The 15,260-nt window shown below is 65.4% G+C and carries 11 protein-coding genes; 3 read left to right on the top strand and 8 right to left on the bottom strand.

Annotated elements, in window-relative coordinates:
- Positions 1-52 precede the first annotated feature (52 nt).
- From THITHI_RS0111400 to lpdA, 3 genes are all read left to right on the top strand, one after another.
- Positions 53-2,893 carry a 2-oxoglutarate dehydrogenase E1 component gene (locus THITHI_RS0111400; RefSeq protein WP_018233223.1) on the top strand — a complete coding sequence of 947 codons (2,841 nt, stop codon included), beginning with the start codon at positions 53-55 and terminating at the stop codon, positions 2,891-2,893.
- A gap of 45 nt (positions 2,894-2,938) precedes the next feature.
- Positions 2,939-4,228, top strand: coding sequence for a 2-oxoglutarate dehydrogenase complex dihydrolipoyllysine-residue succinyltransferase (gene odhB, locus THITHI_RS0111395; protein ID WP_018233222.1), 1,290 nt, complete (start codon positions 2,939-2,941; stop codon positions 4,226-4,228).
- Between the two features lie 207 nt (positions 4,229-4,435).
- Positions 4,436-5,875, top strand: coding sequence for a dihydrolipoyl dehydrogenase (gene lpdA / locus THITHI_RS0111390; RefSeq protein ID WP_018233221.1), 1,440 nt, complete (start codon positions 4,436-4,438; stop codon positions 5,873-5,875).
- A 115-nt stretch (positions 5,876-5,990) separates the two neighbouring features.
- Here lpdA and THITHI_RS0111385 read toward each other — a convergent pair whose 3' ends face one another.
- The 8 genes from THITHI_RS0111385 to ltrA form a co-directional block, all read right to left on the bottom strand.
- Positions 5,991-6,815 (bottom strand): PA14 domain-containing protein, encoded by an 825-nt coding sequence (locus THITHI_RS0111385; RefSeq protein ID WP_026186282.1) that lies wholly within the window; start codon positions 6,813-6,815, stop codon positions 5,991-5,993.
- Between the two features lie 2 nt (positions 6,816-6,817).
- Positions 6,818-8,227: a sigma-54-dependent transcriptional regulator gene (locus tag THITHI_RS0111380; protein ID WP_018233220.1), complete on the bottom strand. Its 1,410-nt coding sequence runs from the start codon at positions 8,225-8,227 to the stop codon at positions 6,818-6,820.
- Positions 8,228-8,230: 3 nt separating this feature from the next.
- Positions 8,231-9,685 carry a sensor histidine kinase gene (locus THITHI_RS0111375; RefSeq protein ID WP_018233219.1) on the bottom strand — a complete coding sequence of 485 codons (1,455 nt, stop codon included), beginning with the start codon at positions 9,683-9,685 and terminating at the stop codon, positions 8,231-8,233.
- A gap of 72 nt (positions 9,686-9,757) precedes the next feature.
- Complete coding sequence (gene extI / locus THITHI_RS0111370; RefSeq protein ID WP_018233218.1) at positions 9,758-10,945, bottom strand: selenite/tellurite reduction operon porin ExtI; 1,188 nt, start codon at positions 10,943-10,945, stop codon at positions 9,758-9,760.
- A 52-nt stretch (positions 10,946-10,997) separates the two neighbouring features.
- Entirely contained in the window at positions 10,998-11,525 is a 528-nt protein-coding gene (locus THITHI_RS0111365) for a hypothetical protein (protein WP_018233217.1), read from the bottom strand.
- Positions 11,526-11,572: 47 nt separating this feature from the next.
- Positions 11,573-11,839, bottom strand: a complete 267-nt coding sequence (locus THITHI_RS0111360) for a hypothetical protein (protein WP_156820527.1) — start codon at positions 11,837-11,839, stop codon at positions 11,573-11,575.
- Positions 11,840-12,027: 188 nt separating this feature from the next.
- Positions 12,028-13,341, bottom strand: coding sequence for a multiheme c-type cytochrome (locus THITHI_RS0111355; RefSeq protein ID WP_018233215.1), 1,314 nt, complete (start codon positions 13,339-13,341; stop codon positions 12,028-12,030).
- A gap of 336 nt (positions 13,342-13,677) precedes the next feature.
- On the bottom strand, positions 13,678-14,877 hold the full coding sequence (ltrA, locus tag THITHI_RS0111350) for a group II intron reverse transcriptase/maturase (RefSeq protein WP_018232667.1): 1,200 nt from the start codon (positions 14,875-14,877) through the stop codon (positions 13,678-13,680).
- Between the last annotated feature and the right edge of the window lie 383 nt (positions 14,878-15,260).

The following is a 15,260-nucleotide window of genomic DNA, read 5'->3' as shown; positions in this document are numbered from 1 at the left end:
GATGCGCTGGTGGCCTGTCCACTATTCACTTCAAGTCACAAGACGGCATCAAATGAACGATTCCAGTTCCGGTGCCGGGCTACGGGCCCGGTGGAGCACCTCTCATCTGGACGCAGGCAACGCGACCTACCTGGACCACCTCTACGAATCCTTCCTGCGCGACCCGGCCAGCGTGCCCGCCGCCTGGCGAAGCTACTTCGAACAACTTCCCGGTGGGGCCGCGGCCGCCACGGACATCCCGCACAGCGAGGTGCGCGAAGAGTTCCGCCGGCTCACTGAGGCGCGCCACCCGCGCGCCGGGCAGGCCATGGGCAGCCTGGAGCACGAGCGCAAGCAGGTGCGGGTGCTTCAGCTCATCAACGCCTATCGCTTCCTGGGCCACCGCAAGGCCCGGCTCGATCCCCTGGGTATCAATCAGCCGGCACCGCCCGAGGAACTCTCGCTGGCCCACCACCAGCTCTCGGAGGCGGACCTGGGCACCGTGTTCAACACGGGCTCCCTGAGCGGTCCCGCTGAGGCGCCGCTGCGGGAGATCCTGGACATCCTGGAAAGCACGTACTGCGCGACCATGGGCGCCGAGTACATGCATATCCCCGAGACCGTGGAGAAGCGCTGGCTGCAGAAGCGCCTGGAGGGCACGCGCGGGCGGGCCGGATTCACGGCGGCACAGCAGCGCTACATCCTGGACCGGCTCACCGCCGCCGAGGGTCTGGAGCGTTACCTGCACAGCCGCTACGTGGGCCAGAAGCGGTTCTCCCTGGAAGGGAGCGAGAGCCTGATTCCCATGCTGGACGATCTGATCCAGCGCGCCGGGGCGGCGGGCACCCGGGAAGTGGTCCTTGGCATGGCCCATCGGGGCCGGCTCAATGTACTGGTCAACATCCTGGGCAAGTCACCCCAGGAGCTGTTCCAGGAGTTCGAGGGCGTGCATCACCATGCCACCGGCACCGGCGACGTGAAATACCACCTGGGCTTCTCCTCGGACATGAACACGCCCGGCGGTCCCGTGCATCTGGCGCTGGCCTTCAACCCCTCGCATCTGGAGATCGTGGGGCCGGTGGTGGAAGGGTCCGTGCGTGCGCGCCAGACGCGGCTCCAGGATGCTGAGGGTGAGCGGGTCCTGCCGGTGGTGCTGCATGGCGATGCCTCCTTCGCCGGACAGGGCGTGGTCATGGAAACGCTCAACATGTCCCAGACCCGCGGTTTCTCCACCAAGGGCACGGTGCACATCGTCATCAACAACCAGATCGGTTTCACCACCAGCACCCTGCGGGACGCACGCTCCACCGACTACTGCACCGACGTGGCCAAGATGGTCAACGCACCCATCCTGCACGTGAACGGCGACGACCCGGAGGCAGTGGTGTTCGCCGTACAGGTCGCCTTCGACTACCGCGTGGCCTTCAAGAAGGACGTGGTGATCGATCTGGTCTGCTACCGCCGCCAGGGCCACAACGAGGCCGACGAGCCGGCAGTGACCCAGCCCGCCATGTACCAGGCGATCCGCGAACTTCCCACCACGCGCGCCCTGTATGGCCGGCGCCTGGTGGAGGCGGGCGTCATGGAAGAGGACAAGGTGTCCGCCATGCAGGACACCTGCCGGGCGCGGCTGGATGCGGGTGACGCCATGGTGCCGCACCTGCGCGAGGAGCCCACGCCGAACCACCCGGTGGCCGACTGGACACCGTTCAGGGATCAGGAATGGAGCCAGCCCACGGATACCAGCCTCAGCCTGGACACCCTGCGCGACATCTGGCGGCGTATGGAGCCATTGCCGGAAGGGTTCGAACTGCACCCGCGTGTGGCCAAGATCCTGGATGACCGGCGCAAGATGGCAGCCGGCGGACTGCCGGCGGACTGGGGCTTCGGCGAGACGCTGGCCTATGCCTCGCTGCTGGAGGCGGGCTATCCGGTCAGGCTCTCCGGACAGGACAGCGGGCGCGGCACCTTCTTTCATCGCCACGCCGTGCTCTTCAATCAGAATAACGGCGAGCGCTGGATTCCGTTGCGCAAGTTCACGGGCGAGGAGGATTCCCGGTTCCTGGTGATCGACTCACTGCTCTCCGAGGAGGCGGTGCTCGCCTTCGAGTACGGATACGCCGCATCGGCCCCCAATACCCTGGTCATCTGGGAGGCGCAGTTCGGCGACTTCGCCAACGGCGCCCAGGTGGTCATCGACCAGTTCATCAGCTCCGGCGAACAGAAATGGGGCCGCCTGTGCGGGCTGGTCATGTTCCTCCCCCACGGCTACGAGGGGCAGGGACCGGAGCACTCCTCGGCGCGGCTGGAACGCTACATGCAGCTATCCGCCCAGCACAACATGCAGGTGTGCGTCCCTTCCACGCCCGCGCAGATCTTTCACCTGCTGCGCCGCCAGATGCTACGCCCCTACCGCAAGCCGCTGATCGTGATGACGCCCAAGAGCCTGCTCCGCCACCGGCTTGCAGTCAGTCCGCTGGAGGCCTTCACCGAAGGACGCTTTCACAACGCCATCGGCGAGATCGACGACCTCGCGGCGAACAAGGTGAAACGCGTGGTCATGTGCGCCGGCAAACTTTATTACGACCTGCTGGAAAAGCGGCGCGCCGAGTCACTGGACAACGTGGCGGTGATTCGCATCGAGCAGCTCTACCCGTTCCCCGAGGACGAGCTGGCGGCGGCGCTCGCGCCCTACACCCGGGCCGAGGAGTTCGTCTGGGCCCAGGAAGAACCGCGCAACCAGGGCGCCTGGTACCACAGCCAGCACCACATGCGCGCATTGCTGGGCCCGGAACGCTACCTGCAGCACGTCACCCGGCCCGCATCCGCATCACCCGCGGTCGGCCATCACGACGTGCATGTGCGCCAGCAGGAGGCGCTGGTGGCCAAGGCCCTGGGCCTGCCGCTCAAGTAGAACTTCATCAGACTCTCAGCCAGAAGAACAACGCAAGGACAACCCATGAGCACCGAACTGAAGATCCCCCAGTTACCCGAATCGGTGGCGGACGCCACCATCGTCACCTGGCACAAGGCCCAGGGAGATCAGGTCAGGCGTGACGAGGTCGTGGTGGACATCGAGACGGACAAGGTGGTCCTGGAGGTCCCGTCGCCCACCGACGGGGTCATTGAGAAGATCTCGGCCAGGGAGGGCGATGTGGTGACCGCCGGTCAGGTGATCGGCAGCATCGGCAAAGGTGCCGGCAACGGCGCAGGGAAGCAGCAGGGGGACTCAGGCGGCGAGCGCCGGGCCAGGGGCAAGGATACCGGCGGGAAGGCCGGGGCGGAGGCAACCTCGGCGGCAAGGGACAGCGCCGGTTCGGTCACCCTGAGTCCGGCAGTGCGCAAGCTGGTGGCGGAACACGATCTGGACCCCTCGGCCATCGAAGGCACCGGCAAGGACGGCCGGATACTCAAGGAGGATGTCCTGCGTCACCTGGAAACGGCGGAGCAGGACGAGACGAAGCGGGAAGAGGCCCCCGAGTCGCGGGAAGCGCCGGCCCCCGCGCCAAAGGCGGAGGCACCGCGCCCGGCCCCTGCCCCCGCGGGGCAGCGCCCGGAGCGGCGCGTGCCCATGACCCGGATTCGCGCCCGCATCGCGGAACGCCTTCTGGAGGTTCAGCAGAGCGCTGCCATTCTCACCACCTTCAACGAAGTCAACATGGCGCCGGTGATGGAGATGCGCACGCAGCACAAAGCGGCCTTCGAGAAGCGCCACGGCGTGCGCCTGGGGTTCATGTCGTTCTTCGTCAAGGCGGCCACGGAGGCCCTGCGGCGCTTCCCGGAGGTCAACGCCTCCATTGACGGAAAGGACATCGTCTACCACGGCTACTTCGACATCGGCGTTGCGGTCTCCTCGCCCCGGGGCCTGGTGGTGCCCATCCTCCGGGACACGGACACCCTCTCCATGGCCGACGTGGAGCGGACCATCGCCGAGTTCGGCGAGAAGGCCAAAGGGGGTACCCTGTCCATGGATGATCTGACGGGCGGCACGTTCACCATTTCCAATGGCGGGGTGTTCGGTTCCCTGCTCTCCACCCCGATCATCAATCCGCCGCAGAGTGCGATTCTGGGCATGCACCGCATCCAGGAAAGGCCCATGGCGGAGAATGGTCAGGTGGTGATCCGGCCCATGATGTATCTGGCCCTGTCCTACGACCATCGCATCGTCGATGGCCGTGAAGCGGTGCAGTTCCTGGTGACCATCAAGGATCTGCTGGAGGACCCGGCCCGGCTGCTGCTGGAGGTCTGAGCCGGCAACGCGAAAAGGATCGGCAGGATGAACCGGATTTTTCCGGATGCGCGCAATGTCCGCATGTCGGGCGCAAGACGTCACGTTTCATAACCATCCTGTCCATCCGCATTTGTTCTGTCCGTCCGGCCCTCCGAGCCAACGTTTCTTCGCGGCTGCAGGCACGGACGGACAGTCCGCCATAGAACGGATACACCGAGAGGCCCCATGAGCAACAAATACGACGTGATCGTGATCGGTGCCGGACCCGCCGGCTATGTGGCGGCCATCCGCTGCGCGCAGTTGGGCATGTCGACGGCGTGCATCGACCGCTGGCAGGATTCCGACGGCAAGAACCGCCTCGGCGGAACCTGTCTCAACGTGGGGTGCATCCCCTCCAAGGCACTGCTGGAATCCTCGGAACAGTTCGAGCATGCCGGCCACGGTCTCAAACAGCACGGAGTGCGGCTGAAGGGACTGGAACTGGACCTGGGTGCCATGATGTCCCGCAAGGACCGGGTGGTGGCCAATCTCACCCAGGGCATACAAAGCCTGTTCCGTGCCAACAAGGTCACCTGGCTTGCGGGCCACGGGCAGCTCGCGGGACAGGGGCGGGTACGGTTCACCCCGCACGACGGGGAACCCCGGGAGCTGGAGGCAGGGCACGTGATCCTGGCGCCCGGATCGGTGCCCGTGGAACTCTCCAGCACGCCCTATGACGGGGAGTACGTGGTGGATTCCAGCGGGGCGCTGGCCTTTGACAAGGTGCCCGCAAGGCTCGGGGTCATCGGTGCGGGCGTGATCGGCCTGGAACTGGGCAGCGTGTGGCGGCGCCTCGGCGCCGAGGTGGTGCTGCTGGAGGCCCAGGAGAACTTTCTCAACTTCTGTGACGAACAGGTCTCCGGCGAGGCCCTCAAGGTCTTCACCCGCCAGGGACTGGATATCCGGCTCGCGGCCCGGGTCACCGGCTCCAGTGTCGACCGCAGGAAACGCCGGGTGGCGGTCACCTACGAGGACGGTGAGGGTACGCACGAGGAGCGCTTCGATCGGCTCATCGTCGCCGTAGGCCGCCGGCCCGCTACCGACGGACTCGTGGCGCCCGAGGTGGAACTGGTGGTGGACGAACGGGGCATGCTGCATGTGGACGACTACTGCGCGACCACACAGCCCGGGGTATATGCGGTGGGCGACGCAGTGCGCGGTCCCATGCTGGCCCACAAGGGCTCCGAGGAAGGCATCATGGTGGCGGAGCGCATCGCCGGTCAGGCCACCTCCATGCACTACGAGACCATTCCCAACGTCATCTACACCCTGCCGGAAGTGGCCTGGGTGGGCCGCACCGAACAGGCCCTGCGGGGCGCGGGCACCCCTTATCGCTCCGGCGTGTTTCCGTTTGCGGCGTCAGGCAGGGCGCGTGCCATGGATGAGACAACGGGGATGGTCAAGATACTCACCCACGGGGAGACCGACCGCATCCTGGGCATGCATATCATCGGCCCCCAGGCATCGGAACTCGTCGCCCAGGGGGTGATCGCCATGGAGCTGGGCGGCTCGGGTGAGGATCTGGCCCGCACGGTGTTCGCGCATCCCACCCTGTCCGAGGCGGTCCACGAGGCCGCGCTTGCCACGCTGGGCCGACCCATTCACCTGGGCAAGGCCAGCCGGTGAACGGTCCTCGGCGCCCGGATGGTCGAAGGGGTCGATCGGTTCCCGGATCACGCCATAGTCCGCGTCACGCGGCGGCGCGCAGCCGTCCTGGCGGAGATCCAGGACACGCGACGCCTCAGGGTGGGGACATCTGTCGCCACAGCGGGGTGAGCTCGGCGCGGCCGGGCATGACCACCTCCAGGCCCAGTTGGGAGTCGATGGGCGAGGCACCGTGTCCCGGCGAGTTGGATACGACCCACAACCGGAACGGGTGACGCCCTTCGGGGAGGGTCCGTTCGATGTGCTGGCGTCGCCAGCTTTGCTCGTTCTCCATGCCCAGGACCTGTTCCCCGTCGACCCACATGAAGACGGTCATGGCGTTGTAGGCAGCGGCCTCGCCGCGGTCCCGGGCCGGTTTGGGCGTCAGTTCGAACCGGTGAACCCCGGCTTGCGGGACATCGAGCTGACCCTCGATGAGGATGCCCACGGCCCTGTGGACGGAGGCATCGCGAAAACTTCCCCCGATGAGCCGGCGTTCCGCCGCCCCGTACCGGAAGGGATCCATACGCAACTCGCCGTCCGGCCTGAACAGGCCGTCGGCCATGGGCTCGCTCCGGGGCGGCTCGGTACCCAGCGGTTCGGAATCCATGTAGTAACGCAGGCGCACCTCTCCCTGCCTTGCCACCGGCTCTGCGACCGGCGGCGGCGCAGAAGGCGCCGCCGCGGGCGCGGGGGTTTGTGCCGCGGGCGCGGGGGGCGCCACATCGCGGGCCGGTTCGGGATCGGGCGCATGTTCAGGCTCGGCGGCGCGTTCTTCCAGCTGACGGATCAGACGTTCCATCTGCCCTTCGAGACGCTCCAGTCGCTCCTCCAGATCGGAAGCACCTGCAGGCACGGCACAGGCCATGGCCAGCAAGGCGGCCCGGCACACCCACTTGCGCACGGCTGCGGATCTGTACATGTTCATTCCTCGATGTTGTAGCGTTTGATCTTGCGCCACAGGGTACTCTTGTCGATACCCAGGATCTCGGCACACAGGGCGCGGTCGCCGCCGGTTTCGCGCAGCGTCTTGCGGACAAAATAGACCTCGACCTCTTCCAGGGTCTGGGGCTGCATATGATCGATGGCACGCCCGGACACCTCGCCGGCCTGCAGGATGTCGGGGGCCAGGCTGTCCATGTCGATGGTCTTGCCGCGGCCCAGGATGATGGCCCGCTGGATCACGTTCTCCAGCTCCCGCACATTACCGGGCCAGTCGTGTCGCATGAGCGCGCCCAGCACCCGCGTGGTCATGCCCTCCATGGGCTTGTTGAAGCGCTTCGTGTACTTGCCGATGAAATAGTTGGCCAGCAACGGGATATCATCGCGCCGCTCGCGCAACGGCGGGGTATTGATCTCGATGACGCGCAGCCGGTAGTAGAGGTCTTCCCGGAACTGCTCCTGGGCGATCAGGTCCTGGATATCCCGGTTGGTGGCTGCGATCACGCGCACATTCACTTGACGGGGCTCGGTGTCGCCCAGCCGGTAGAACGTGGCGTCCTGCAGCACGCGCAGCAGCTTGGCCTGGAGCGACAGGGAGGCGTTATTGATCTCGTCGAGAAAGATGGTGCCGCCGTTGGCGGTCTCGAACAGGCCCGGTTTGGCACGCTCCGCGCCGGTGAACGCGCCCTTCTGGTAGCCGAACAGCTCGCTTTCGATGATCTGCTCGGGAATGGCGGCGCAGTTGATGGCCACGAAGCTTTCGTCACGCCGCGCACCGCGCATGTGGATCTGGCGGGCGACCAGTTCCTTGCCGCTGCCGCTCTCGCCGGTGATCAGCACGGCGCAGTCGTAGGCGGCGGCCGCGTCGATGAGCCGGTTCACCTCTTCCATGGTCGCGGACCGGCCGATGATGGCGTCGCTCTCCGTGTAGGCCCGGTTGACCTCACGCAGGCGGATGTTCTCCCGGCTCAGGCGCCAGTGCGCCAGGGCCCGTTCCACCGTATGGCGCAATTCCACGTTCTCGAAAGGCTTGCAGATATAGTCGAAGGCGCCGGCCTTGAGACTCTCAACGGCGGATTCCACCGTCGCATAGCCCGTCACCATGATGACCTGGGTGAGCGGGTTTCGCTGCTTGGCGAACTGCAGCACCTCCATGCCGCCGATACGCGGCATGCGCAGGTCGGAGACCACCACGGCCACGTCGTGGGTCTCCAGGAAATCCAGCGACTCCTGGGAGCTCTCCATGGCAACGATCTCCGCGTCAATGCCCTGAAGGACATTGACCACCAGCGCCCGCATGTTGGGATCGTCTTCGGTGACCACCACGGTGGGAAGGGCGTCGCTGGACGACACGCTGGTGATTTCGTGCTCTGCAGGGGTAACGGCTTGCATGGATCAGTGGTCTTTGGTCAGGCTGCCTGGAAGGCGGATGACGAATCTTGCGCCGTCTTCATATTCGGTGTCATAGCGAAGTGTACCGCCACGGCGCGTCACCATGGCGTGACTGATGGACAAACCGAGGCCGCTACCCTCGCCCACGTCCTTGGTGGTGAAGAACGGCTCGAAGACACGCGCGCGCAGCTCGCGGGGAATGCCCGGTCCGTTGTCCTCGACAATGATGGATACCTCTCCCCCGGACGCCTGTTCGGTGCGTATCCTGACCCTGGGGTTCTTGACGTCATGCAGCGCCTGAACCGAATTGATCAGCAGATTGGTGAGCACGATGTCCAGCTCGCCACAGCCTCCATCCACCAGCGGGCGCCCGTTGAGTTCGCGCTCCAGGGTGATCCTGTGGTGCTTGAGGCGGCAGCTGATCAGGGTATCGACCACCTCGTCGATCAGGGTATTGACGTCACAGTTGTCCCCCTGGCACTGCTCCTTGCGGGCGTAGTTGAGCAGGTTCTGTATGATACGGGAACAGCGCTTGGTCTCGTCGCTGATGACATGGGCGAAACGGGCCGCTTTCTCCGGCTCATCCGTGGTCTCGAGCAGCAGCTGGGAATAGCCGAGGATGCTGCCCAGCGGGGTGTTCAACTCGTGGGCCACACCCGCGGCCAACTGTCCCATGGCCACCAGCTTCTCCCGGGTGGACACCGTCTCCTGCAGGAGCTTGTAGTCGGTGATGTCCAACAGGGTGATCACCGCGGCCATTTCCCCTTCTTTCTCCGTCACGAACGAGAGGTTCACGGACAGCCAGCGCTCCTTGGCATCGAGTTCCACGTTGATGACCTGGTTGCGGATGTTCTGCTTGTAGAGAAACGCATCGCGCAGGATCTCCCGGGTCTCGTCGCTGAGCTTGAGGATGTCGAACAGGCTGGAGCCCACCAGGTAGCGCTGGCGCATGCCGAACAGGATCTCTGCCTGCCGGTTGGCCGTATTGATATAGAGATTGTCATCCACACCGAGCAGGCCCGCGGGCAGCACCTGCACCACCACATTCATCCGGTTGCGTTCGCTCAGCACCCGGTTCTGACACTCCTCGACCAGCGAGAACATGCCGCCCAGCGTGGTGATGGTGTGGTTGTAGTCCTGGTACAGCCGGTCCAGGGCCGGGTCCATGAACCTCGGCACCTCGACCGGTTTGAGATTGCCGTCCTGGGCCAGTATCAGACCCTTGTGGAGTCCATTGAGGCCCTGGCGGAATCGCGCGGTGGACAACCCGTAGCCGGCCACCAGACCGACCAGCACACCGAGGGCAATCAGTATGGCTGCCGCACCGGCCAGAGGGGGAGAGGGCGGGACAAGGAACAGCACCATCCCCAGAAGCAACACCAGCAGCAACAAGCCCCCGATGAACCACCAGGTATGGGGCACAGCGTGACGACGGGCGGTATAACCGCCCGTCGTCACGGGTACGCTGGCATCTATCTTGGAAATCGCGCGCTCCTTTGCCGGGAACCTGCACAGATGCCAGAAGCCCGACTAGAACAGAAGCTGGAACCCCAACGTGGCCTGTTTGTGATCCTTCAGGGAATTGATCGTGGGGTGCTCCTCATCGAAGCTCACATCCATGTACTCGAAGGTGAACTTCACGTTCTGGCCATCTATGTAGTAATTGGCTCCGATCGCGTTGATGGTCTGGTCATAAAAATCGTCGCTGCGATTATAGTCGGAAGACTCGTGGCGCGCATACACCTGGAGCCGGCCGATACCGATGCGATTCGGGAACAGCCAACCGCCCTTGACGTAGTAAGACGTCATGTCCGCCGTCGGCGTCAGGCTGTTGTCCACCAGTAGCGGATCCCCCTCGAGGGCGCCGTCCACGCTGTAGTCGTAGTAGGCCGCTGACAGGGTCAGGGTGCCGGCCGCAGTGGGTTCTTCGTAGAACGCGTCCACGGTCCAGGCGGAATAGTCCCTGGCGTCGGACCGCGCCGGCAGGTTGGCGTACACGGCATCCTGCTGGAAGTCGTAGGCCGCGCCGATGGTCAGCACGCGCTGGGTGCCCAGATAGGTGCCCCGGTACCCGTAGGAGTACTCCGGATCGAATGCACTGTAATGGATGCGGCCCGTGATCCGGGGCGACGTCTTGGGCACGTTGTCGCCCTCGAGCCCGTCCGCCACCATCAGGCGGTACTGCCAGCGGGCGTCGGCGAGGTTGCCCCACAGCGCGATGCCGGTATCCCGGGTCTTGCCCATGGCATAGGAAGGAATACCCCGATCCAGGGTCAGGGGTTCCAGGCAGGCCTCCAGATTCTCGCGGCTGAAGGTGCTCTTGAACCGCCCGGCGATCAGGCGTACCGGGTCGCTCCAGTCGAAGGTCACATAGGCGTCGCGGTAATAGACAGAACGATCATCCTGCCCGGCCCGACTTTCGTTCCCGGCCTCAAGCTGGGCATAAAAGCCGATGTAATCATTGTACTGCCCCAGGACGGTGATGCGGTTCCGGCGCAGGAAGGTGTCGTAGGTATCGCCGTCGAGGGCGTTGGATCGGAAGTCCCGGTACTGGGACCATATCTGCAGCTCATAGTTGAGCTGCAGAAATCCTTCGTCGCCGTACATGATCACCGGTCCGGCCTGTACGCCGGCGGCGCCCCCGGCCAACGCCAGAGCGGCCAGTGCTGTGGTGAGGCGCTTTGCCCGGAAGACGGGCGCGAGTGTTTCTGTTCTCATCGGATTATCCCCCTGCGGATTGTTGTTCTGAATCAGATGTCCCGGGTCCGGGTCACTGCCCGATGCCCTGATACCTTGCCAGCAGGTCCTCGAGTTCGGAGGCACTGCGGTGACAGCTGGCGCATGTCTCGTCAGGCGCGGTGCGCGGATCGACGATCATGCCCTGGTGGGCCATCTGCTCACGCATCAGGCGCGGGTTACCCTTGTGACAACCGGCGCAGGAGTGATTGACCCGGGCATGCTCGCCATGCCAGGGAGCCGTTGCCGGATCGGTGGAGGGCTCCGATGCGCGTTGACCGTTGTGGCAGCGGAAGCACGACGAGGCGCCCAGACCGCAGGCGTTGGCGGGGCGCACCAGCCCCTGGGCAATGGCGCTGTCATGGATGGCGTCGAACACCTCGGCCCCCCACTCAGGCTGGTCCACGCTCAGCAGCATCCTTTCCGGATCGTAGGATACATGGGTCACCGTCACGGCAGCCCACGCCACCACGGCGACGACGGACAGGGCCGCGACCGCGCCAGCCAGTCCCACCGACGATCTCATTCGACCCCAGAAGCCCCGCTTGCTCTCATTCATCATCTCCCCTCCTCATCGTTGGTCAGTTTGGCTCCGACTGCGCGGCGCCGTCAGTTGCGCTGCCAGCCGTTGCGCCGGAATTCCGCCTGGGCGCGCTCGATGGTGTCATCGTCCATGCCCATGGCACACATGGAAATCGGGCCTTCTCCCCGGAACTTCAGGCGACCGCTCCGGGTGATCGGCTGCTGGTCGCGGGGCACGGCTCGCACATCCTGGTCCGCGCCATCGGCCGCCGGGCCCTCCTGGGCGCCGCCAAAGGCGGACAGGGGCGCGACGAACACAAACAGGCCGATGGCGAAAAGCGCCGGGAACTTCATCCGCGGACCTCCGGTTCTCATGCTGTGTTCTTTGGTATACAGAAAACGTGCCATAACTTAATTCCTCTTGAATACAACGGGTTAATCAATCCGGATGGAGGCGGGTCATTGCAGAAAGCGCGGGGCGCGGACGCCGGTTTCAAATTGCAATCGGGATCCGTCCTGTATGATCCGACCCGTTGGCCGGTCTAGGGTTCAGAGGCCGGGTGCGGCTGGCCCTCATGGCGCAGGGACAGGCGCACGGAGCGTGCCAGGGCAACCCGCTCATCCAGGGCCCGGTAACGCAAGCCGGCCGCCTCCGCCATGGCCTGACGCAGCAGTCGGACGGTCTCCGGATTCATACGGTCCGCCTGGCGCATCATGTCCCGGTACATGCGCTCGTAGTGTTCCTTGGGCGCCACGTCCATGTGCAGCACGACCGACCATCCTTCGGGATCCTTTGGCAGGCGCGGGCGCGCGGAGAGCAAAACGGACTGCCCCGCCGCAAGGCGGTTGTCGAATTCCTCCGTGCTCAGGTCGACCGTGGCGCGCCACTGGATCACGTGATGCAGAATCTGTTCCCGCTCCTCCCCATCGGGATCGAGCAACAGCACCCGGACATCCACCCGGGGCACCATGTAGGCGGGGAAATGATGGCCGGCACCCACGTTTGCGATGGTCAGCTCGACGTCCATGTGTCCGTCATCCGCCGCCCGCCCGACAAGGTCGAGCGCCACCGCCCGGCGAACCATCTCCGGGTCACTGATGCCGCGCCACAGGTGACGGCGGTCGGGCATGTGACAGCCCTGACAGGTGATGCCCTGCGCTGCATGGTCTGATTGCAGCCACTCGTTGTAGGTGTCCTGTCGCAGCTTGCCGTTGAGTCGCGGGCCATCCTCGGGAAACTGGTGACAGGCGGCACAGAACCGGCTGTCACTGAATGCCGCGCGGGGCGTGAATCCATCGTGGGGCAGGCCGTCCTCGTCCCCGGAGAGGCCGATGCGCGACTCCGGACCGAAGCGCTCGTGGCCCCTCACGTGGCAGGCGGCACAGGTGAGTCCCTGGAGATGCAGGTTGCCGGGAATGTGGGACGGCGGTTGCGCGTCCGGTGCGTTCGGCCAGCCCATGTCCAGTGCCGCCAGGGCCTTCTGCTCCGCAAGGGGCGCGTGGCAGTCCATGCACTTGTTGGATTCCGCCTGGCTGAACACGTGGAACTGCCAGCGGATGCCGGCGTTCATGGTGTCGCTGTGGCGGCTGATCTGCCAGTCCTCGTATTGCGTGGCGTGGCACTCGCCGCAGGCGCGGGCGCCGAGTGCGGCTTCTTCGGGGCTGAAGCGCGCGGGCGGCATGCCCTGGGGCTCCACGGGGAAACCCCAGTGGGCTTCCAGAAAGGCGTCCACGGCCACAGGCGCGGTGCTTGCCGCCCGCGTGCCGTCCTCCCGGGCCAGGAACTGCACACCGGCGAAGGCAAGGAGGGCCGCAACGGTCAGGGCAAGGAGGCCAAAGGCTGTGCGTCGGGTCATGATATTTCCGGATGGATCGATACCGATGGCGGCGCGAGGAAGGACTGGACATGTACCACCCCTGCCGCCGGGCCGGCCTGTCCGTTGGCGGGGAGTCCAAAACCGCGCCAGCGCTCAATGTGCCCCGGCATTATAGGTTCGTGGTGCCACAGACGCGACCGGTTGCGGCCCGCCCCTCGTTCGGACCGGACGCACACCGGACCTGCCGATCCAGCATCTGACAACCGCGCCGGGATCCGGGACGCAATCGGCATAGGGGCGGTCAGCATAGCTGACCGTTCCCCTGCCACACCACCCGGCATGCGGGTCCGCACCGGGCGGTTCGAGAAGTTGAGGTCATGAGAGACGCGGCACTCCCAGCCGCTCAAAATAGGCAATCGTCAGCACGTGGTGCACGGCAGAGAGGCTGTTATGCCACCAGCGGCGGCTCAGCGCCGCCACCGATTGCGCCACCCGGGCACTGGCTCCCAGCCGGATCAGTTCCCGGTAGATCGTCTTGCCGCGTCGCCACTGTTTGAGCTGCAAGGACCGTAGGCGGCGGCGTATCCACTCGTCCAGCCTGCGCCAGACACTGGGGGTTTGCGCCAACCCAAAGTACCCTTTCCAGCCCAGCAGATAACTGCGCAACCTGCCGATCACCTCTGCCATGCTGCACCCGCTGTTGCGCCGGGTCAGTTGCCTGACCCTCTGCCTGAACGCCTCCAGCGCCTTTTCCGACACCCCGCGTCGCACCTCGCCATCCCCGGACCGCCACAGGGCGTAACCAAGGAATTTGCGGCCGAATACGCGGGCCACCGCACTCTTGGATTCATTGATCCGCAAGCGCAGTTTGTCGTAACAGCGCCGCAGCAGACGCATCACCCGCTCGCCCGCCTTCTGACTGCGCACGTACACGTTGCAGTCGTCGGCGTAGCGGGCGAAGCGATGGCCTCTGCGTTCAAGCGCTCGATCCACTTCGTCCAGCAACACGTTGGCCAACAGCGGCGAGAGCGGGCCGCCCTGCGGCGTCCCCCCCACGCGCTCGATCACCACACCGCCATCCAGGATGCCCGCGCTCAGGTAGGCACGCACCAGCCGGATGACCCCGGCATCGTTCACGCGCCTGCTCAGGCGCTCGATCAGGATGTCGTGGTTGACCCGGTCGAAGAACTTCGACAGGTCGATGTCCACCACGATGTGGCAACCTTGGCTCACGTAGCGCTGCGCGGCCAGCACCGCGTCCCGCGCCCGGCGACCGGGACGGAACCCGTGGCTGTGCTCGCTGAAGGTCGGATCAATCTGCGGTTGCAGCACTTGCAGCAGTGCCTGCTGAATCAGACGGTCGGTGACGGTGGGTATCCCCAACTCCCGTTCGCTCCCGTCCGGCTTCGGGATGCCCACGCGCCGCACAGGCTGCGGCCTGTACGTGCCGTCCAGCAACTGCTGCCGGATGCTCGGCCATGCGTGTTTGAGGTGTTCTCCCGTCCGGGCTATGTCCAGACCGTCAACACCCGCAGCTCCCTTGTTTGCCTTCACGCGCTTCCAGGCGCGTTGCATGTTCTCCCTCGCGAGCGCCTGCGCCAACAGGTCCCGCCCTGCGTCCTCCGATCCTCGTCGCGGGAGGCCGGTTTCATCGCTGGTCCTTCGGGGCAGGGCTTCACCCTGGCCGTTCACAACCCGCCCCGCTGATGCGGGCATCTGATGCTCTACCGTTCTCATCGACAAGGCGTTTGACGCTCCTTCTCGTTCGGCCCTTCGCCCCTTGTTGGCAGCTACTACGGCCTCTGCTGACTTCTCGCTCCGGCTCTACACCGTCGCCCTTTCAGGCACAAGGCGAGATCTCCCCGGGTAAGAACGCACCCCTTCACCGCACAACCGCCGCATTTACGCCGCTTCGCCTTGGCCACGAGAGCTTCGCGGCTTCTTGCCCGCTCGCCCTG

Source organism: Thioalkalivibrio thiocyanodenitrificans ARhD 1 (genome assembly GCF_000378965.1).
Lineage (GTDB): Bacteria > Pseudomonadota > Gammaproteobacteria > Ectothiorhodospirales > Ectothiorhodospiraceae > Thioalkalivibrio_A > Thioalkalivibrio_A thiocyanodenitrificans.
Note: the sequence above shows the minus strand (reverse complement) of the source record. Positions and strands in the feature narration are given on the sequence as shown.